Source organism: Mammaliicoccus sp. RAM2 (genome assembly GCF_045897195.1).
GTDB lineage: Bacteria > Bacillota > Bacilli > Staphylococcales > Staphylococcaceae > Mammaliicoccus > Mammaliicoccus sciuri.
Window position 1 is genome coordinate 1 of record NZ_JBJNWI010000001.1, and the last position, 22,209, is coordinate 22,209.

The 22,209-nt window shown below is 32.4% G+C and carries 21 protein-coding genes; 2 read left to right on the plus strand and 19 right to left on the minus strand.

Annotated elements, in window-relative coordinates; genetic code table 11:
• From ACJTHF_RS00005 to bshC, 18 genes are all read right to left on the minus strand, one after another.
• Positions 1-442, minus strand: a 442-nt coding sequence (locus tag ACJTHF_RS00005; protein WP_407812512.1) for a hypothetical protein, incomplete at its 3' end; no start/stop codon positions are given.
• 287 nt (positions 443-729) lie between these two features.
• On the minus strand, positions 730-3,480 hold the full coding sequence (gene ileS / locus ACJTHF_RS00010; RefSeq protein ID WP_058591345.1) for an isoleucine--tRNA ligase: 2,751 nt from the start codon (positions 3,478-3,480) through the stop codon (positions 730-732).
• A gap of 201 nt (positions 3,481-3,681) precedes the next feature.
• Positions 3,682-4,266 (minus strand): DivIVA domain-containing protein, encoded by a 585-nt coding sequence (locus ACJTHF_RS00015; RefSeq protein ID WP_025904594.1) that lies wholly within the window; start codon positions 4,264-4,266, stop codon positions 3,682-3,684.
• A gap of 18 nt (positions 4,267-4,284) precedes the next feature.
• Positions 4,285-5,058: an RNA-binding protein gene (locus ACJTHF_RS00020; RefSeq protein ID WP_058591344.1), complete on the minus strand. Its 774-nt coding sequence runs from the start codon at positions 5,056-5,058 to the stop codon at positions 4,285-4,287.
• A 71-nt stretch (positions 5,059-5,129) separates the two neighbouring features.
• Positions 5,130-5,426, minus strand: coding sequence for a YggT family protein (locus ACJTHF_RS00025; RefSeq protein WP_048542438.1), 297 nt, complete (start codon positions 5,424-5,426; stop codon positions 5,130-5,132).
• Between the two features lie 13 nt (positions 5,427-5,439).
• Complete coding sequence (locus ACJTHF_RS00030) at positions 5,440-6,015, minus strand: cell division protein SepF (protein ID WP_025904597.1); 576 nt, start codon at positions 6,013-6,015, stop codon at positions 5,440-5,442.
• 11 nt (positions 6,016-6,026) lie between these two features.
• A complete protein-coding gene (locus ACJTHF_RS00035; RefSeq protein WP_106417738.1) occupies positions 6,027-6,698 on the minus strand; it encodes a YggS family pyridoxal phosphate-dependent enzyme in 672 nt (223 codons plus the stop codon).
• A gap of 8 nt (positions 6,699-6,706) precedes the next feature.
• Positions 6,707-7,498: a peptidoglycan editing factor PgeF gene (pgeF, locus tag ACJTHF_RS00040; protein WP_058591343.1), complete on the minus strand. Its 792-nt coding sequence runs from the start codon at positions 7,496-7,498 to the stop codon at positions 6,707-6,709.
• Positions 7,499-7,557: 59 nt separating this feature from the next.
• Complete coding sequence (ftsZ, locus tag ACJTHF_RS00045) at positions 7,558-8,715, minus strand: cell division protein FtsZ (protein WP_025904600.1); 1,158 nt, start codon at positions 8,713-8,715, stop codon at positions 7,558-7,560.
• A gap of 28 nt (positions 8,716-8,743) precedes the next feature.
• Positions 8,744-10,117 (minus strand): cell division protein FtsA, encoded by a 1,374-nt coding sequence (gene ftsA, locus ACJTHF_RS00050; RefSeq protein ID WP_232156497.1) that lies wholly within the window; start codon positions 10,115-10,117, stop codon positions 8,744-8,746.
• A gap of 109 nt (positions 10,118-10,226) precedes the next feature.
• A complete protein-coding gene (locus ACJTHF_RS00055) occupies positions 10,227-11,171 on the minus strand; it encodes a cell division protein FtsQ/DivIB (RefSeq protein ID WP_181294762.1) in 945 nt (314 codons plus the stop codon).
• Positions 11,172-11,198: 27 nt separating this feature from the next.
• Complete coding sequence (gene murD, locus ACJTHF_RS00060) at positions 11,199-12,548, minus strand: UDP-N-acetylmuramoyl-L-alanine--D-glutamate ligase (protein WP_232156499.1); 1,350 nt, start codon at positions 12,546-12,548, stop codon at positions 11,199-11,201.
• 1 nt (position 12,549) lies between these two features.
• Positions 12,550-13,515: a phospho-N-acetylmuramoyl-pentapeptide-transferase gene (gene mraY, locus ACJTHF_RS00065; RefSeq protein WP_058591341.1), complete on the minus strand. Its 966-nt coding sequence runs from the start codon at positions 13,513-13,515 to the stop codon at positions 12,550-12,552.
• A 44-nt stretch (positions 13,516-13,559) separates the two neighbouring features.
• On the minus strand, positions 13,560-15,815 hold the full coding sequence (locus ACJTHF_RS00070; RefSeq protein WP_106417739.1) for a penicillin-binding protein: 2,256 nt from the start codon (positions 15,813-15,815) through the stop codon (positions 13,560-13,562).
• Complete coding sequence (gene ftsL, locus ACJTHF_RS00075; protein ID WP_037587528.1) at positions 15,802-16,182, minus strand: cell division protein FtsL; 381 nt, start codon at positions 16,180-16,182, stop codon at positions 15,802-15,804. Before ftsL ends, ACJTHF_RS00070 begins: the two co-directional genes overlap by 14 nt.
• Positions 16,183-16,201: 19 nt before the next feature.
• Positions 16,202-17,137 (minus strand): 16S rRNA (cytosine(1402)-N(4))-methyltransferase RsmH, encoded by a 936-nt coding sequence (gene rsmH, locus ACJTHF_RS00080; RefSeq protein ID WP_048542422.1) that lies wholly within the window; start codon positions 17,135-17,137, stop codon positions 16,202-16,204.
• Positions 17,138-17,148: 11 nt separating this feature from the next.
• Positions 17,149-17,580 (minus strand): division/cell wall cluster transcriptional repressor MraZ, encoded by a 432-nt coding sequence (gene mraZ / locus ACJTHF_RS00085; protein ID WP_048542420.1) that lies wholly within the window; start codon positions 17,578-17,580, stop codon positions 17,149-17,151.
• Between the two features lie 145 nt (positions 17,581-17,725).
• Positions 17,726-19,342, minus strand: coding sequence for a bacillithiol biosynthesis cysteine-adding enzyme BshC (gene bshC / locus ACJTHF_RS00090; protein ID WP_058591339.1), 1,617 nt, complete (start codon positions 19,340-19,342; stop codon positions 17,726-17,728).
• Between the two features lie 134 nt (positions 19,343-19,476).
• Between bshC and ACJTHF_RS00095 the strand changes: the two genes are divergently transcribed.
• Positions 19,477-19,923 carry an N-acetyltransferase gene (locus ACJTHF_RS00095; protein WP_049319203.1) on the plus strand — a complete coding sequence of 149 codons (447 nt, stop codon included), beginning with the start codon at positions 19,477-19,479 and terminating at the stop codon, positions 19,921-19,923.
• A gap of 48 nt (positions 19,924-19,971) precedes the next feature.
• On the opposite strand, the gene ACJTHF_RS00100 is transcribed toward ACJTHF_RS00095, so the two are convergent.
• Positions 19,972-20,967 (minus strand): YdcF family protein, encoded by a 996-nt coding sequence (locus ACJTHF_RS00100; protein ID WP_229412510.1) that lies wholly within the window; start codon positions 20,965-20,967, stop codon positions 19,972-19,974.
• 162 nt (positions 20,968-21,129) lie between these two features.
• Here ACJTHF_RS00100 and ACJTHF_RS00105 point away from each other — a divergent pair, with 162 nt between their 5' ends.
• Positions 21,130-22,188, plus strand: a complete 1,059-nt coding sequence (locus ACJTHF_RS00105) for an aminotransferase class IV (RefSeq protein WP_107603346.1) — start codon at positions 21,130-21,132, stop codon at positions 22,186-22,188.
• Positions 22,189-22,209: the final 21 nt, after the last annotated feature.

Consider the following 22,209-nt stretch of genomic DNA (forward strand, 5'->3'; position numbering starts at 1 on the left):
CAGATTTAGGTTCATCTTTTGGATTATTTACATTGTTATCATCAGAAGTTTTATCAGACTTAGGAATAAACGTTACACCATCTAATGGTCTAGGATGCTCTCCAACGAATAAATCAGCAGTTCGACCTTTTGATATATAAAAATTCATATATTCTCGTTGATTTTTTATATGATTATATTTAGGATTAACTTCTTTTGTTTCAACTCCATCTTTATATACATAATAATCATTAGGTTTTGGTGCGACGACCTCTAATTCAGTTTCTTCTGGTATAGTCATAGATCCATCAGAATTAATATAAATAGGACTAGCTTTCCCACCAGATTTGAACACATATTTCACTGGTTTGTCTTGTTTCACTTCTTCTGCATTTACTTTACCAATAACTGGTGTAGAAAGTGTTGTACATATTAATGTTGATAGTAATATTTTCTTTAACATAAACTTCTCCCCTTTTGAATACAAATATAGTATTTTAAATTTTTAACCTTCATATAACTTTCTTATATTTTGGTTTATTTTTTTATCACCTATATTTTATCTGTATTGAAGAAATTTATACATCAGATTAATTAAGGATATTATACAATGTAAATTTTTACCATTCAATATTTTTTTACATATTTCATATTAAATAATTACTGATATAAAATGTGTTAGACATACTTTTTTCCACAAAAAAACTCACGAGATTTTTATCTCGTGAGTTCGTTTTATGATTGATTATTTTATACTAAAGTTTTAACAACAGCTTGACAGCGTGGGCATAGGTTATCTAATTCGCCTACTGAACCTAGTTCGTCTGAATAGTTCCAACAGCGTTGACATTTTTCTCCGTCAGCGTGTTTCACTTTAACTTTCACATATTCATATTCTTCACCGTCTGTTAATTCATCAACGACATCTACTTTAGATACAATGAAGAGTTGTTGTAAGTCTTGGAATTGACTTAAGAATTCAACTGTATCAAAGTCTTCTGAATTTGATAATGTGATGTGTGCTTCTAATGATTTACCGATTACTTTTTCATTACGTGCAACTTCTAATGCTCTGTTAACATCGTCTCTTAATTTCATCAGTTTAGACCATTTTTCCACTAATCCTGTATCAACTTCATGTGGGTTTGGCATATTTGTTAAATGAACACTTTCTTCTTCAACATGTGGAATATGTCCCCAAATTTCATCAGCTGTATGTGGAATAATTGGTGCTAAGATTTTAGTTAATTTAACTAATGTTTCATAAAGCACTGTTTGCATACTACGACGTTTTAATGAATCTACTTGTTCGATATAAAGGATATCTTTACCGTAGTCTAAGTAGAAGTTACTTAATTCTACATTAATGAAGTTTTGAATATCTTGATAAATATCTAGATAGTCGAATGCTTCATAGTGAGATAATGTACGGCCAATAAATTGATTTAATCTATTGTGCATATATTGATCGATTTCAAGCATATCTTCATATTTCACACTATCTGTTGCTGGATTGAAATCATTCACATTACCTAATAAGAAACGGAATGTATTTCTAATTTTACGATATACATCAGAAGTTTGTTTTAAGATGTCGTTTGAGATACGTACGTCAGCTAAGTAGTCTACACTACTTACCCATAATCTTGCGATATCAGCACCCATTTGTTTAACAATTTTATCAGGAACGATTACGTTACCTAATGATTTACTCATTTTCTTACCTTCTCCGTCCATTACAAAACCGTGAGAAAGTAACATTTTGTATGGTGAGATACCTTTAGTTGCTACTGATGTTGTGATTGAAGAGTTAAACCAACCTCTGTATTGGTCACTACCTTCTAAATAAATATCAGCTGGGTATGATAATTCTGGACGTGTTTCTAACACACCTCTATGTGTTGAACCTGAATCGAACCATACGTCCATAATATCTGTTTCTTTAGTGAATTCACCATTTGGGCTACCTTCATGTGTGAAGCCTTCTGGTAATAAGTCTTTCGCTTCTCTTTCAAACCAAATATTTGAACCGTGTTGCTCGAATAGATTTGCAACATGATTAATTGTTTCTTCAGTCATGATAATATCGCCATTTTCAGCGTAGAAGACTGGTAGAGGTACACCCCATACTCTTTGACGAGAGATTACCCATTCTCCTCTATCTCTGATCATATTGTAAAGACGTGTTTTACCCCAATCGATTTTAAACTTCGTATCATCAATTGCATCTAAAATATCTTGTCTTACTTTACTGATTGAAGCGAACCATTGTTCAGTAGCTCTGAAAATAACTGGTTTTTTAGTTCTCCAGTCATGTGGATATGAGTGTTTGAAGAATGTAAGTTTTAATAATGCGCCAACTTCGTCTAATTTTTCTGTGATATTTTTATTAGCTTTATCATAGAATAGACCTTCAAATTCTCCTGCTTCTTCAGTGAATACACCTTTATCATTAATTGGACTTAGCACACCAAGACCATATTTTTGACCTACGATATAGTCATCTTCACCATGACCTGGTGCTGTATGAACACAACCTGTACCTGCATCAGTTGTAACGTGGTCACCTAAAATTAATAATGAAGTACGATCGATAAATGGATGTTGCGCTGTTGCATATTCTAATTCAGCTCCACTGAATTCTTTATCAATTGTAATTGTTTCTTTATTCCAGTCTAATGCTTCACAAACTGAATCAAGAAGTGCTTGGGCAACAACGTATTTTTTGCCTTCTACATTTACTTGTACGTAGTTTAATTTAGGATTAACAGCAATTGCTAAGTTTGATGGAATTGTCCAAGGAGTTGTTGTCCAAATAATAAATGCTGCATCTTCATCTACAACACCTTTACCATCTACTACATTAAATGCTACATAGATTGAAGGTGATTTTTTATCTTGGTATTCAATTTCAGCTTCAGCTAATGAAGATTCACTTGAAGGAGACCAGTAAACTGGTTTTTTACCTTTATAGATTAAACCTTTAGCAGCCATTTCACCGAATACTCTAATTTGCGCCGCTTCAAACTCAGGTTTTAACGTAATATATGGATTATCCCAATCACCGTTTACACCTAAACGTCTGAAATCAGCTTTTTGTAATTCAATTTGTTCTAATGCAAATTCTTTACATTTTTCTCTGAATTCAGCAACTGACATTTCTTTTCTTTTAACACCTTTGTTTGTTAAAGCTTGCTCGATTGGTAAACCATGTGTATCCCAACCTGGCACGTATGGTGCATAATATCCAGACATTGCTTTTTGTCTAACGATGATATCTTTTAAAATTTTATTTAAAGCGTGACCCATGTGTAAATTACCATTAGCATATGGAGGACCATCATGAAGAATAAATGGTGAATTACCTTTATTTTTTTCTAAAATTTTATTGTATAAATCTTTCTCTTTCCACTCTTCTTGAATTTGTGGTTCTTTATTTGGTAAACCACCTCTCATTGGAAAACTTGTTTTAGGCATAAGTAACGTATCTTTGTAATCCATAAGTCTTAATCTCCTTCTTAATAAAAATAATATAAAAAAACTCTAAGCTGAAATAATAGGGACGACATACATCGCGGTACCACCCTTATTAACTCAACTTAGAGTTCACTCATTAAACATATATCATATTCGCAAACAGGTGATACCTAAAGAAATGAATTTATTAGGCTCTCACTATCCCTAACTCGCTTTTCAATTCGTTTATTCTTCAGACTTGTCCTCTTCACTTTTAACTGCTTGATTATTTATCTGTTCTTGATTATTTTCTTCTTCTTTGTTCAAAATGTCAATATTTTCTTCAGTAACTTTTTGTTGATCGACATCATAGTTCAGTAAATAATCCCAATCTTCATTTTTCAATAAATCTAATTGCGCTTCAACTAACATGCGGAAACGTGAACGAAAGACTTTTGATTGACGTTTCATATCTTCAGTTTGGAAACTGATATGACGCGCTTTTTGAAGTGCATCATTAACGATTTGATCAGAACGTCCTTCTGCTTCTTTAATAATAGCATCTGCTTTTAAAACAGCAGTATGTTTCGTTTCTTCACTTGTTTTTTGCGCTTGTAATAATACGTCAGAGATTGTATTTTCGACTGCTTTGAATCGACTAATATTCTCTTCTTTATCATCTATAATACTTTGCAAATGCGCTTTATCTGATTTTAATTTTTCAATTTCATCACTTAAAGTTTGTAGATATCCACGTACTTCAGTTTCATCTAATCCTTTATGAACTCTACTAAATTCTTTTTGTTTGATTTCCTCTGGGGTAAATGCCATAAGTTTTCCTCCTCAGCACTATTTAAACAATGTTCGATAAGCTATTCTTATCTTGCCTTTTTTTGAAGTTCCATTATTTTGAATGATCATCGCACGTCCATATCCTTTAATAGAAATCAAGTCATTTTCTTCGACTATAAAGTCTACTTGTTCGATTTCTCTATGATTGACTTTAACGCGTTTACTTTCAATCAATTTTTTACTAATTGTTCTACTCGTATTTGTAAGGTGCTTAATGACTACATCCAGTCTTAATGCACTTACAGTTGCGTCATGTGTCTGCCAATTCTCACTTGATTGTATCATATTTTGGAATGGAATAGAACTCAATTTGATTCCTGCACCTTTAATCTTTGTTAATTCCATCATAATATACGATTCAAATCTCTTTGTCAAAACAAACTGTATACGGTCATTAACAATAATATCCCCTAGTTGATTTCTATCAATCCCAAGCGACATGATCGTACCTAATACATTACGATGCGTCAATTTAACAAATTTTGAAGGATAAGTAAGTTCAATAAGCACCATCTCATAATCCGCTTCAGTCGGTTCAAAATAATCAGGTGCAACTATTGCACGCTTTCTTTCTGATTCTTCATTACCACCAAAGTAATGTACATTTAAATCATCGAAGCCACCCACGATTGTTTGTAAAATAAATTGTTCTCTAGGGTCTAGAAATTCTGTAAGCACTGGTTGGTAATTTCGTTCAGCAACTTCACATCTATTTAAAAATAAATCAATAATCTCTTTTTCTTCTTTTCTAAAGTGTTGATATATATCCATTTTGACACCTCTAATTCAATAAAAAATAGGATGTGACATTACGTCTCACCCTACTGTCATTTATCGTTTAATTATAATATTGGCATTACAGGTACAATCATATTAAATATATTGACTAAACCAACATAGAATAAACTTAACGTTATAAATGCCACGATTGATGATATGTCTAACATACCTAATGGTGGGATAATTCTTCTAAATGGTTCTAAAAATGGTTCATATATTTTCCCTAAAAATTGTCCAAATGCGCCTTCCCTAACGCCTGGTAACCATGATGTAAGGAAATAAACGATCATACCATATTGATAAATTTTAACGACGAATAATACAAAGCCTAATATCGTACTTAATAGTCCACTATCCATATCTTAATTTCCTCTATTCTTGGTAAGGTTCAACTTGTTCTAATTGTTCAGTAATTGATCCTGCTACTTCAACATTATCAGGTGTACATAAGAAGATGTCTGTTCCCACGCGTCTTATATCTCCACCAATTGCATAAACAGTACCGCTCAAGAAGTCTATAATTCTTTTAGCTGATACTTTGTCAATGCGTTGTAAGTTCACTAATGTTGTACGTCTATTTTTAAGTTCATCAGCGATATCCTGCGTATCTGAAAATACTCTTGGTTCAAATAAGCACATTTTTGAACTTTGCGCAAAATCCATATTCCCGCTCATACTAACGACATTCGTTTGAGATGAATTTGTACGTTTCTCAGTCATAGCCTCTTTCCTTTCAGGTTTTTTGAAATCACGAGAACGTTGTGATTGGTATCTAGTAGTATTTGATTTTTGTGTTGGTACACTTTTTAAAGATTGTTGTTTTGGTTTTTGTTCTTGTATGGATGATTCTTGTTGTGGTGCTTTCGTTTGTTCTCTTTGTGGCTCTTCGTATACTTCTTCTTCTTCATCAACTACGAAAAAGCCTTTAAATACATCTTTAATTGCCATAATTTACACTCCTATTCGCCAACTAATTTTGTACCAATTCTTATATAAGAAGCACCTTCTAATATTGCTTCATTAAAATCATTGCTCATGCCCATAGATAATTCAGTGCAAGGTGCATATGATAAGTTTAAGGATTGTACTTTCTCTTTCAATAATCTTAGTTGGTTAAAATATTGTCTTAATTTTATTTTGTCTTCAGTTAATGGTGCCATAGTCATTAAACCAACTATTTCAATATGTTTAAAATCCTTAAGCTCTTGAATAAATGGGATAACATCATCAGGCGACATACCATGTTTTGATTCTTCTCCCGAAACATTCACTTGAACAAAGCATTTTACAACATTTTCTGCACGTTTTTCAATTTCTTTAGCTAATTTTAATCTATCTAATGCATGTAAATAATCAATTTCATTAATGATGTCTTTTACTTTTCTTGTTTGTAATGATCCAATAAAATGCATGATAGCATCATCTGGAAGATGCTTTTTCTTTTCCAAAAATCCTTCAATACGATTTTCTCCAAAGTTTTTCAAGCCAGCTTCATAAGCTTCTTTAGCTCGGTCTATTGTAACATATTTTGTCACAACAATCACTTGAGGCGCCGTATTAAATTCTGATTCTTCGCTACTGTTACAAATTTGTGAATTGATTTCTAATAAATTTTCTTTTACTGATTTCAAATCTATACCTACTTTCTACCTATAAATGCAAGCATTCTACCAGTTTGTCCTTTTTCTACTCTATATGAGAAGAATAAATCTGTTTCACTAGCCGTACAATGATTCGTCTTTACAATATGTTCAGGACTAACACCATAATGTATGGCAAGTAATGCATTTGCCTGTTTTAAATCTATGCCATATCGATCTTGTCCTCTTTGCACAATGTATGTTTCAGAGTCTATCGGTAATGTTTTGAACTTTTGATAAATGTCTTCGTTAATTTCATAACTGTCAGATGTGGATGGACCTATAACGACTCTTAAATTAGAAACGTCACCTTTATATTGTTCAATCATCTCTTTAATAATTTGGGAATATGTGCCTCTCCATCCAGCATGACAAAGACCAATATAACCATTTTGAGTATCATATAAATAGATTGGTACACAATCTGCAAAGCACATCGTTAATAATAGATCAGATTCATAAGTATAAAGTCCATCTATTCCATGTAGTTCTTCAGTTAGTGCATTGATATTTGTACCTTTATCCTTTGAAGATACTTCTCGAACTTTATTCTCATGTGTTTGAATTGGAAATACCCAATTGGCACAACTGAAGTTGATTTCATTGGCTAAAATTTGCTGATGCTTTGAAATATTATCTGGATCGTCATTGATATATCTTGCCATATTAAAAGCATTCTCTGGATATGGACTATAACCACCTTGACGAGTTGTAATACCTATCGTTAAATCACTTTTGTCATCGGCTTCATATGATAAATAATGATTATGTTGATTAAAAATCTCTTTCATTTCATCTCTCCTAACAAAAAAAGTCATCAGGACTTAGCCTGATGACTTTTTAAGTTCATTTATCGTCTAGAGCGTCTAGAACGTCTATCTTCTCTATTTCGAATGAAACTTGGAATATCACTATCATCAGTTGATTCATTTGTTGATTTATTTTCAAATGAAGCTTTTCTTCCTAGTGATTCTCCTTCTTCTCTTTTAGAAGCAGGTTCTTCTGTAGTTCCACCAAATGCACCGCCACCTTGTGGTTTACGAGCATTAGAAGGTTTGTCATTAAATCCAGTAGCAATTACTGTAACAACTAATTCGTCTTGTAATTCTGGGTTAATAACTGTACCAAATATCATGTTAACATCTTCGTCTGCTGCATCTTGAACAATATCTGCTGCTTCTTGAGCTTCAAATAGTGAAAGTGACTCTCCACCTGTAATGTTCATTAAGACACCTTGTGCGCCAACGATTGAAGTTTCTAATAATGGTGAAGAAATAGCTTTTTTAGCAGCTTCGATTGCTCTATTTTCACCAGAAGATACACCGATACCCATTAATGCTGAACCTTGGTTAGACATAATAGTCTTAACGTCAGCAAAGTCTAAGTTAACTTCACCAGAAACAGCGATTAAGTCTGAGATACCTTGTACACCTTGACGTAATACATTATCTGCTTCTTTGAATGCTTCCATCATAGGTGTTGACTTATCAACGATATCTAAAAGACGATCATTAGGAATAACGATTAATGTATCTACTGCAGCTTTCATAGATTCTACACCGGCAGCAGCTTGAGTTTGACGTTTACGTCCTTCAAAGCTAAATGGACGTGTAACAACACCAACTGTTAATGCACCCATCTCTTTTGCGATTTTAGCAACAACTGGTGCAGCACCTGTACCAGTTCCGCCACCCATACCAGCAGTAACGAATACCATGTCAGCGCCTTGAATAGCATCTTCTATTTGTTCACGTGATTCTTCAGCAGCTTTTTTACCGATTTCTGGGTTTGCACCTGCACCTAAACCACGTGTTAATTTTTCACCAATTTGAATTTTAGATGAAGCTTTAGATAAGTTTAAAGCTTGACCATCTGTATTAATAGAAATAAATTCTACATTGTTCATTCCATGATCTATCATACGGTTAACAGCGTTATTACCGCCACCACCAACACCAATTACTTTTAAAGTAGCTAAATGATTAAACCCTTGCTCAAATTCTAACATTTATTATCCTCCTAATCTTTATGACCCATCAATCAAATAACGATTTCATTAATTTTTTTAATACACTTGGCTTCTCTTCTTGACTTTCCGAATCATATTCTGCTTCGGAGACTCTGTCATGCTCAGAATTTGAAGCTTTTGCGTCATTGTTTTTGTTTGATTTCTTTTTAAACCATTGTTCATATGGTTTAGCTTTAGTTTCTTGAGTTTCTTCTTCATATGTTTCTTCTTCGACATTATCAACGTCATAATTATTCATTGTAACATAATCTAGTAGCTCATCAAAGTTAATTCCACTAGATATAGTAGATATACTAGAAGTAAACTCAGGTTTACGTATACCCATTTGAGATGGTGTATGTACACGTACTTTTTCATTAACCATATCTTGTAATAATTCTTTAATACCAAGTAAGTTTGAAGTACCACCTGTTACGATGAATCCACCGTTAACATTTGTAATACCCATATCTTGTAATAAATTAAATATTTCAAAGAAAATTTCTTCTACTCTTGATTCAATAATTTCACTTAATTCTTTTTGAGTGAATTGTGCATGACCATCTTCGTTAATTTGTTCAACACTAAAGACATCTTGATCAGATGCAGAGTCGTAGAATGCATGTCCATATTGTTGTTTAATCTTCTCGGCATTGTCATATGTAGTATTTAATGATTTCGCAATATCAGTTGTTATGCTTCTACCTGCCATTTCAATCGTATCGGCATCAACTAAATTGCCTCTCTCATAAAAACCTACTTGCGTTAAATCTTCACCAATATCAATGACGCAAGCACCAAGTTCAACTTCTGTTGGAGATAATATAGATTGATAGTTATAAGCATCAGAAAATACTTCTAAAACATCTACTCCACAAGATTCAACACATTTAATGATGTTGATTAATAATGATTTTGATGTTGCGATAACACCTGCTTCTACTTTTAATGATTGTGTTGCAACCATTTCTTTAGGATCTGAAACTTCATGTAAGTCATCTACAATAAATTTCATTGGGAATACACCAATGACTTCAGTTTCCGGAACATCATTTAATTCCCTAATGCCCTCTAATACTGATTCTATATGACTGCCATTTATTTCAGTTTCTGTACCATCAAAAGGTATTTCAAATTTTTCGTCGTAAATCTCTGTATTCACGATAGGCATTTTTAAAAATACTTCTTTAATATCTATTCCAGATGCAATTGCTGCTTTTTTGATTGTATCTTTAATTGCTTGTTTAGCGATATCAAAATCATCTATACAACCATTTCTTATACCATTCGTATAAGTTTGCCCTGTACCTATCACGTTAATGCCATTATGAAATTTTTCTCCTACTATTACTTTTACACTCGATGAACCTATATCTAAACTAATATAGTAATGTTCCTCCATCGATAGGCACCTCCTCTAACACATGATAATCAAATTTAAACTATTATTAGTTTACATGATACTTGATTTAATGTGAACTAATTATAGGTTTATTTATTGATTTTTTTACTTATTCTTCTGATTTCTCAGTTGATTCTGGTTCTTCTCCAGATTTATCCAATTCTTTAGATAAATCTTGTAATGCTTGGTCTAATTTTTTCTGTTCTGTTTTCGTGCTTTCATCTTGTTTTGTTTCTTTTTCTGAACGCTCTTTTTGCTGTTCTTCCGTTTCATATGGTAAGAATGTCACACCAACTTGTAAATCTAAAAATCCAGGTGTTTTGAGCGCACCAGAATTGTCTCTCTCTAATTTATCAGAAATACTCGGATAATAGTTGATTTTATTCGCAAAAGTTTGAATATCTCCTACAACTTCCACATTATCTGTCATAAATAGTTGGATTCTATTCTGATTGTTCTCACCAGGTTTATAATTTATTTCCGATATCATTGATTTAACTTTAGGTTTAACCTTTTTCAATTCAGGAATCATTTTATTTAACTTTTTAGAACTAAAGTCATTCAAAATCGGAACATCAATTGGTAAATCTGTTGATAAATTTTTAATTGTTTTCCCATTTTCTAATAACGGTACGTAATGTTTTTTCTCTTTAACTAATCCAATTGTTTCATACTCATTTACATTAACCGTTAAGTCATTTGGAAAATGACGTTTAATTTCAACACTTTTAACGCCTTCAATTTCTTCGATTTTCGATTTCATATCACTTACAGGGATATTGTATATTCTAGAATCTTTTTTGATATCTAAAGCTTTATCAATATCGTTTTTAGATACGATTTCTTCACCTTTAATGTCCACTTGATCAACTTTACTGATGTCTGTAAACATATACAGTAAAATCAAGATAACAAGGAGTATAACACCTATGAATACACCTAATTGAATTTGACGTCTACGTTTTCTTTTCTTCTTTAAAATTTCTAATCGTTCATCTTCCGTAGTCGTTTCAAATTGCAATATATCATCATTGTTTTCAGAACTTTTATTCACGGTTGTCACTCCTTTTTTTCACAATTTCTAAAATGTTGGTAAATATTTTTGGAAACTTTCAATAAATTCGTCGCCACGAGCTTCAAATGTATCATATTGATCCCAGCTCGCACACGCTGGTGATAGCAAGACAACATCGTTAGATTGTATATAATCCTGAATCAAATTAACGGCATCTTTAACGTCATTTGCCTGCAAGACTTCTTTACCTTGACTCGCACCTAACGCTTTTAATTTATCTTTTGTTTCACCAAATGTAACCATCAAACGGACATTATCCATATAAGGTATTAAATCATCAAAGTCATTCCCTCTATCTAATCCACCACATAACCAAATGATTGGAGAATTAAATGAACTTAAGGCAAATCGTGTTGCTAAAGTATTGGTCGCTTTAGAATCATTATAATACTTGTTGCCTCTATTGTTCCCAACATATTGAAGTCTATGTTTAATACCTGAGAACGTTGTTAAAGTATGTACAACTGACTTCACGTCAACACCTGATAATAATGCAGCTAATACAGCTACAAGTACATTTTCTAAATTATGTTTACCAGGTAATACAATATCTTGCGTATTGATAATTCTTATGCCGTTATATACGACATAATCATCTTCAATATAAATGCCATTCACTTTTTGATTAGTTGAGAAATATAATATTTTAGATTTAATATCATCTGTATTAATTAAATGTCTTTGTTCATAGTTGAAAATTAAATAATCGTCTTCGGTTTGATTCTTAAAAATATTTTTCTTAGCATTCTGGTATTCTTCTAAACTACCATGATAATCTAAATGTGCTGAATAAATATTTGTAACAATCGCGATATGCGGACGATAATGTATTGTTCCTAAAAGTTGGAATGAAGATAATTCAGTAATAAGATAATCGTCTTTCGTAACTTCTTGCGCAACTTTTGATGCAACTACACCAATATTACCGGAAACTTGACCATTTACTTTACTATTACCAAACATATCACCTATTAAAGAAGTCACTGTTGTTTTACCATTTGTACCTGTAATACCGATAATAGGTGCTTCTGAAATGTAATAACTTAATTCAACTTCTGTAATGATATCCAACCCTTGATTCATCGCTTCTTGCAATAGTGGAATATTGTAAGGTATACCAGGATTTTTTACGATTAACGGTTTATTATAAAGTAATGACAATGGGTGTTCACCACCGATCACACGTACTCCTTGCTGCACTAATTCAAGTGCGTGGGGATCAGATGATAAATCTTTACCATCATTGACAGTTACATCAGCACCTAATTTATGGCATAACTTTGCACTTTCATATCCACTTTTTGCTAAACCTAAAATAAGAACAGGTTTCTCTTTTAATGCATCATATGCTTTCATTTTACATTACCCCTATCCATAAACCAATTGCACCAGTAACGATACCTGTACCCCAGAATACTAATACTATTTTCCATTCACTCCAACCAACTAGTTCGAAATGGTGATGCAATGGGCTCATTTTAAATATTCTTTTTCCTGTAAGCTTGAACGATGTTACTTGTATCATCACTGATAATGTTTCAATTACAAATACTAAACCGATTAATAATAATGTTATTTCTTGGTTAAGCATGATTGAAATCGTTGCGAAAATACCACCAAGCGCTAAGCTTCCAGTATCTCCCATGAACACTTTTGCTGGGTACTTGTTGTAAATTAAAAATCCAAATAAACTTGCAAGCATCACTAAACAGAATAACCCAATTTCTGGTTTATCAAGAATAAATGATAGTGCCGCGTAAAAACCAAATGCAATGATTGATAATCCAGTTGAAAGACCATCTAATCCATCTGTTAAGTTGACAGCATTACTGAATCCAACTTGCCAAAATACTATGAATATAATATAGAAAACAGACAATGGCAATGACCAATCTGTAAACGGTATGTTAATCGCTGTTTCAAATTCATAGTTTGGTAATATAACACTTACGATATAGAATACAACGGCTATCGCAATTTGAGCTAAGAATTTTTGTTTACTTGTTAAACCTTGGTTATTTTTCTTAACGACAATAATATAATCGTCTATAAAACCAATAAGTCCAAATCCAAGTGTTACAAATAATAACAGAATGAGCGGACCTACTTGCTCAACATAAAATAACGCGATGATTGTTACAACGATTGTTGCTAATAAGAACGTTAATCCACCCATAGTTGGTGTTCCTGTTTTCTTCATATGACTCTTAGGTCCTTCTTCTCGAATACTTTGGCCAAATTTCAATTTTTTAAGTGTTGGAATTAAAACGGGTACAAGTATCAAAGTCAATAAAAACGCAATGACAGGTAGCGTAAAATTCATAATTGTTCACCTTTTCTTTTGTATATTATCTATCATCCTGTGATTTATGATTCACTAGATGTTTTTTCTTCTTTTTCATCTTTTTTATCATCTTTACTTTTGCTTTCATCTTTAGATGTTTCTTCATCATCTGGAACTTGTCCTATTGAATCATCACCATTCGGATGATTGTTAGAAAGCGTAAACTTAACTTTAGTACCAGATTTAATTGTTTGGTTCTGACTGACAGATTGCTCAGAAACATAACCAGAACCTTCTGATTCTACTTCAATACCTGTCGCTTCTTGTAATTTTAATAAGTCTCGTTTTGTCCAATTTTCAGTATCAGGCATCGTCATTTCACCGTCAGTAACAAGTAAAATCCTTTCTTTATCTTGGACATTTTTACCTTTAAGCGGTATTTGTTTCTTAATTTTATCACCTTTACCAACTACAATTGGCTCAAGTTTTTTACCTTTTATTGCATTAGTTGCTTTTTGTGTACTCATATTAACAACATCTGGTACATCTGAAGCATTCGTTTTAGCTTTGCCTTCAGTTTCTTCTACATCTAAATATTTTAATGTATTTTCCATAATCGGATTGAAACCTCTTGACACACCATATTCATAAGCCTCTAGGTCACGTTTTTGTGCAAGTGACATACCAGCATAAACAACTACTTCAGGATCTTTAGCAGGCGCATAGCCCATAAAGCTTACGAAATACGGATTTGCACCATCTACATAACCACCGTTTTTAGTATCTGGCACTTGAGCCGTACCAGTTTTACCTGCAACTCGGTATCCATCTATTTTATAGTTTGTAGCGTGACTTTCTTTACTATTTACTACTTTATCTAATTCTGTCATCGTCTTCTTGGCTGTATCTTTAGATATTGGATTACCGACTACTTTTTTCTCGCCTTTTTTAATCGTTTCGTTACTTTCTTTGTTTTGAATCGATTTTACATAATAAGGTTCGAGCATATTACCTTGATTTAAAATTGCTGTTTCAGCTTGAAGCATTTGGACTGGTGTAACAGTAGTAGACTGACCAAATGAAGATGTCTTTCTTTGAAGTTCATTATCAAATGCAATATTCCCTGGTGCTTCACTATCAAATAAACCACCTGTTTTCTTACCAAAACCAAATTTTTCATAATATGCCTTAGCTTTATCAGCGCCAACTAAATCTTGAAGTTTCATCATTAGCGTATTCGCAGAATATGTAAAACCAGTTGTCATAGGAATATTTCCCCAACCATCATCGTTCCAATCATAAATTTTAAATCCATCTATTTCTCTATGACCAGATTTAAATTTCTTGTTTGGTTCGAATTTACCTTCTTCAATTGCTGCAGCTAAACCATATGTTTTGAATGTAGAACCTGGTTCATAAGTATTTTGATATAAATCATTTGCCCATTTTTTCCCGAAGTCTTTTTTCGTATCAGGATTAAACGTAGGTCGCTGACTGTAACCTAAAATTTCACCAGTTTTTGCATCCATTACAACCGCAAATAAATCTTTAGGTTCATAGCGGTCTACCATTTCGTCAAGTGCATTTTCAACAAAGACTTGAATATTAGAGTCTAGCGTAAGATGTACATCATCACCATTTTGAGCTTTAATACTATCTTCGCTGTTCGGAACGAGCATACCCCATATATCTTGCTTATAAGAGTTTTTACCCGTTTTTCCTTTTAAATAGCTATCAAATACTTTTTCAGCACCTGATACACCTTTTAATTTGTTGGTATCTGGATCTTTATCTGCTAAACCGATAAGATGAGATGCGAAGTTACCATTAGGATAAAATCTTTTTTTCTCCGTTTCAAAAGTCAGTCCAGGTAATTTAAGCTTTTCAATTTGTGTTTTTTGTTTATAAGTTAAATCTTTACCTTTTTGACCAAACTCAACTTGAAAGGCATTTTTAGTTTTAAGTTTACTTAAAATATCATCTTCATCCATATCAAGAATTTTAGCTAATGCTTTAGCTGTTTTTTTCTTGTCTTTTACGTGTCGAGGCTTATCGCTACCTTCGCTCATTTTTTTATCTAATATTGCCACTAATTTATAACTATCTGTATCTTCGGCAAGCACTTTACCATTGCGATCGTAAATTTTCCCACGTTCAGGTTCTGCAACTGTTTGTCTTAAATATTTTTCACTTGCCCTGTACGCTAAATCTTCACCAGCTGAGTGACCACTGATCATTAAATACGAATATCTTACGGCCAATATAAAAAAGAGCAGTCCGAAAAAACTTACTAAGAGGACTGCTCCTATTTTATTTTTCTTTATTTTAATTTTGGGCATCACTACGCACTACCTTTACATTGTCATTATTCAACTTTAGACCGTAGTCTTCAGCTTTTTCGTAGATGCGTTCGTATGACGATTGTTTCATTGATTCCGTCTTCAAATCACTGTTTGTTGTTTGTTGTTGCTCAATTTTACTGTCTAATTCTGCGATTTGTGTCTTGTTATTATACGCATCCATTTTTAAAGATAGCATATAAATACTTATCAACGCAATCATAGTTATTAATGATATGTATACGACTTTTTCGATCCTCGATATTCCTACTACCTTGGTCTTTTTTACTTTTTTCTTTTGTGGTTCGAGTTGTGGCTCTTGCCACTCATCAGGTCTATAATTCGGATATACTCTTTCTACTGCCATTCAATTGCCACTCCTCTGTTTACTTCAAAATTTCCGCAACTCTTAACTTTGCACTTCTCGCTCTATTGTTATGCTCAAGTTCTTGTTCATCAGAAATAATTGGTTTTTTGTTTACTCTTTTTAGTTTCGGCTTGTACGCTTCCGGTATAACCGGCAATCCCCTTGGTACATCTGGGCCTTTTTCATATTCTTGAAAGACTTGTTTACACAAACGATCTTCTAAAGAATGGAATGTAATAACTGAAATTCTTCCGCCAACTTTAACGTGTTGTATTGCTGCTTCAATAGATGTTTCAAATGCACCTAATTCATCATTAACTGCTATTCTAATCGCTTGGAAGACACGTTTAGCAGGGTGTCCACCCTTTCTACGTTTAGCTGCTGGAATACCTTCTTTAATTAAATCCACTAGTTCGAAAGTCGTTTCTATAGGTGCTTGTTCTCTTCTTGTTTCAATCTTTCTAGCTATTTGTTTTGAAAATTTCTCTTCACCATATCTAAAAAAGATTTTGACAAGTTGTTCATATGACCATTCATTTACCACTTCATATGCTGATAAAGATTGTGATTGATCCATTCTCATGTCTAACTTAGCATCATAATGGTAACTAAATCCTCGTTCTGGTGTGTCAAGTTGTGGACTGGATACACCAAGGTCATAAAGTACACCATCTACTTTACTAATATGTAGTTCTTCTAATATATGTTCTAAATTTCTAAAGTTGTTTTGTACAAAAATTACTTTATGCATATGGTCCTTTAAGATACCTTTAGCATGTTCAATCGCAGTTTCATCTTGATCGATTGCTATAAGTCGGCCTTGGTCATTCAATTGTTCAACTAGGTACAAACTATGACCAGCTCCACCTAATGTACAATCAACGTAAGTACCATCTGGTTTTATGTCTAATTTATCTACTGTTTCTTTCAATAGTACGGATACGTGATGAAACATTTAATTCACTCCTAAAAATCAAAGTCAATGAGATCTTCCGCAATGTCCTCAAAATTGTCTTCAGATTCATCATAAAATTCATTCCACGTAGAACGATCCCATATTTCAATTCGGTTAGAAACACCAATAACAGTACATTCTTTACTTAAATTAGCGTAACTTCTTAAATTTTGAGGGATGTTAATACGTCCTTGTTTGTCTAGTTCTACTTCAATCGCACCTGAGAAGAACATTCTCATGAATTTACGGGCATCTTTTTTTGTTATAGGTAAGGTTTTGAGTTTTTCTTCGATGCGCGCCCACTCTTCAAGTGTGTAGCCAAACAAACATTTATCTAGGCCCCTAGTGATAATAAAACGTTCGTTCAAATCATATCTGAATTTAGAAGGCACAATCATACGCCCTTTAGTATCCAATTGATGTTGATATTCACCCATGAACATTTTATCTCACCTCACCTTATTTATAATTTACCACATTCCCCCACAATCCTCCACTATTTATACAAGATTTCTTAAAATTTGTGTAAATAGTAAAAAAAACACCCAATTTACGATTTCGCAAATTGGGTGTTAATCCTTGTTATGACTATAGTTCAAGCGTTATATGTTTAAAAGTGTAACGAAGTGGTGGATAAGTGGAGGGACTGAACATAGTAATCCCAAATTGATTCATTACTTGAATAGGACTCCACACTCTTTCTTGTAATCCATGGTGAGGATGTAATGTATGCTCCACTATTTCAAAATGTCTCATACTGATTTCATTTTCTCTTTCGACATTTAATAAATATCTATCTATTAAATATTGATATTGGTGCTGATGTATTTGATTATTTTTTTCGACTAATTTTCTGTTTTGATAATCATCGCCAATTTCTTTAATCAGTTTTTGATGAAATTGAGATTGGCTTTCTTTCATTTCTTCAATTTCTCTTAACACTTCATCAGAAGCTTTTGCTCTAATAAATTTTTCTTTATCGTTTTGAATACCATCTACTAAAACAGTATCTAGATCTAAGTTATAGTTATCGATACATTTTTTTGCTTCTTGCGTTAAATAACTAATTCGCATACGAGGTGTAACTATAGGCATTTCAATATTAAATAAATTGAATACACCTTTCAGTTCACCCCAATAAACAATTTCGCTTGGCCCACCAATGAAACTTAATGTATTAAATAAATATTCCTCCATTAGAGGTCTTGTTACGACATTATTAGAAAATCGTTCAGGATGTTCTTCTACAAGACTAAGCAATTCATCTTTTGTAAAAGTTACGTCTGTATCTTTATTTAAATAGAACTTTTCATTTTCACACATAATGAGCTGTCTTTTATCGTCATACTCATAGAATAAGTGAACATTGCCATCGGTTAAAATCATGCGCTTCTTAATAACTTCAGCAAATTGGTCTTGTGTAGCTCTAAATGCTGAATCTACCGCTTCATGATTTTCAATAATTTCCTTGAAGAATGGTACTTCTAATGTTCTTAGTTCTGGATCATTTGCATCAATTAATAACAAACCATATTCTTTAAATACTTCATGTGTCATAACCTTAAAAATTTCACTCCATGATTCAGAAGACTCGATTGCTTTATGAATCAATAATTGAATATCTTTAGAGTGAACAGTCTCCCCGATAGAACTGAACATGTCGTTTAAAGCATCTTTGATCAATGCTTTATCAAAATGATAATGAGAAACACTCTTTTCTGGTGGTTCTAACGTACTATATTTTACTTTATTTAACTGTCTTGAAATACGATCATACGCATATGTATGATTCACTTCATCAAAATCATGATCTTCGCCTGCTATCCAAAAAACAGGAATGACTGGCGTATTTAATTTTTCACTTTGTTCGTTTGCTAAAACGATAATCGAAATGATTTTATGGAATGTATATAAAGGACCAGTAAAGAGTCCGGCTTGTTGACCACCTATAATGACTTTGTGACCATGTTTTAAATTTTCAATATTTTCATGTTGTTTATCTGTTAAATTTAATTGAGACATATAATTAAATATGACTTTTGAAAGTGCTTCTTCTCTGCCATTAGCTGATAAATTCGAGCGTTTTTCGAATTCAGATTGGTCCCCTGGTTTATATCCATAAAAGTTTATAATTTCAGTATTATGATTTGTATATCTCTCTATAAAACTATTTTGTTGATCAATTACAGTCTTCTTACAGTCCATACGAGTCTTTCTCCTTCGAAATTAATTACTATCAATAGTATAAAGATTGTAGATAAATAAAACAATCTAACGGCTTATAATTTAAATTTTTATTCAAATGAAGTATAATTAAGGAAAGAACAAGGGGGATTATCATGGCTAAAGTAGAACATTTACAAATTAATTACAAAACTGAAGAAGCATTCGAACAATTTCGTAACTTCGGAAACGAAGGTTTATATATGGTTGAAGAATTAAAAGGAAAAATGATCGATGCTAGTTCAGATTCACCATTTTACGGTATTTATGTTGGCGACAAATTAGTTGCAAGAATGTGTTTATTTAAACAAGATGAAGTAGAAAAAACATACTTCCCAGCATTTAATGATTACCACATTTTATGGAAATTAGAAGTATTAAGAGATTATCAAGATAGAGGATACGGCAAACAATTATTAGATTATGCTAAAAGCTTCGATTTACCAATCAAATGTATTGCCCGTAATCAATCCAAAGATTTCTTCTTAAATCACGGTTTCCAAGATATCGAGCAACAAAATCAATCCGGTGAAGACATTGTTATATGGACACCAGATAAATAAAATACTAAAAGTCCCGTAGAGTCTGTGCTCTACGGGACTTTTAGTATTTTATATTCCCCACAATGTGTAGGAAGTAACTGCCAATAATAATATAATTATGATTAGTGCATGCGTCTTTTTAAACATATAAATGATTGCTAAATATTCTCTAATGTATGCATTTGGATAGAAATAAGATTTCGATGATCCACCCGTAACGCTTGCGTTCATTTTAACTTTCTTGGATAAAAATGCTGCTCTTAAAATATGAAAATGATTAGAAACAATTGTTGCAAGTGCATGTTTTTTATAAGTATCCATTTTCTTCATAGAGAACACTAAATTTTCTTCTGTGTTAGTAGATTTGTCTTCCATTATAATTTCTTCATTACGTATACCTTGTTCCACTAAATATCGTCTCATCGCTTCAGCTTCACTGATTGCTTCATCCGAACCTTGACCACCACTTACAATCATTTTAGTATCTAAACTTTTTCGTTTTAATTTAATCGCTTTATCTAATCTCGCTTTCAAAAGTGGTGTTACTCTTTCGCCTATAATCCCTGCACCTAATACGATAATAAAATCTTGTTTCTTTCTTTTTGAAATACCACTTACAATCCAAGCATATAAGTTATGCAATATAAATATTAAATTTAAATAGTAAAACAAAGTTGAAATGGCAATTAATATTAATCCGTTCCATAATTCTACTAATAGATATGGTTTAAAAATAATGATTAAAAAATTAATTAAGATGAAAGAACCGTAACCAATGACAATCATGTTTGTTACAATTTTTCCTTCATTTGCTATTCGTTTTCTAGTATTTAATAAAGCTAAGAGCATTACCACAATAACAATTAAACAGTAAATAATATTAGCTATGATTATATAATTAATATTTAGATTTAAACCCAATGCTGGCACAATGATTTCAATCAATATCGTACTCATTAAACTGATAATGAATAGTCCTAATAAGAAGACATTTTTATATTGTCTAAAATCCACTATATAACTAATTATAAATAAAATTAAAAATGCTAACGTAACAAACATCATCGTCACCTCCTAGCCTATTATTTTCACAATCAAAGTATATCATCATAACCGACAAGATACACATAAAATTATTTTCAGAATTTTCAAAATAAATATTGAATTAGGTCAATATAGCTGATATACTATTTCACATTACTTACTTAAATATAGGAGGCAATTTATATGGAATATCAATCATCAAGTAGTCAAACAAAGGACGAATGTGGATCCACTTTTGGTAACAAAATGTTAACAATGTCGTATCAAGCATCAAAAGGATGGTCTTCTCCTATCATTAAAGATTATGCACCTATCACTATTTCTCCAAGTGCACAATGTCTTCATTATGGTCAAACTGTTTTTGAAGATATGATTGCCTATCAAATCAATGACAATATTCATATCTTTAAACCTTTCGAACACTTTGAAAAGTTCAATCAATCATTGAACCGAATCGAAATGCCAGCTATAAATAAAAACGCATTACTTTTCGGTATCCAACACCTTATTAATCAAGAACGTCAACTATTCGATTTACATGAACATCACCCTGTTAACATTAGAACAGTTATGTTTGCATCAGAGAATAAATTAGGTGTTAGTAAATCTGATACATATGAACTCATTACGTTCTTATCTCCACTACCTAAAAAGCTGAATTGCCAAACACCAGAACTTATAAAAGCACACGTAGAAGATGAATATGTTAAATCTGTTACAGGTGGTGCTGGTTTTACACAATTTGGTGGTAACTACGCCGCTTCTTACGCTGCAAAATCTAAAGCAGCTCAATTTGGATACGACCATGTACTATGGCTAGATGGAACAGAGAGATCTTATATAGAAGAATTACATAATATGAACATTTTCTTTGTTATCAATCATACACTGATTACGCCAGCTTTAGATGGTATTACAGTACCAGGTGTAACTCGACAATCAGTTATTGATTTAGCAAAAGAATTAGGCTATCAAATAGAAGAAAGACAAATTAGCATTGAAGAAGTGCTTCAATCATATAAAGATGGATTATTAACAGAAGTATTTAGTACGAGTACATTGAATGCCATCACTCCTGTTTGTGAAATCAAATATAAAGACAATATTTTAACAATTCATAACAATAAAATCGGACCTATTACACAACATTTATTTACAACTTATACATCTATTCAGCAAGGTAAGCTTCCTGATATACATCAATGGAACTATACAATAGAACGAGAACCAATTGAAATGTAATAGCTGTAAAAGACTGGCACA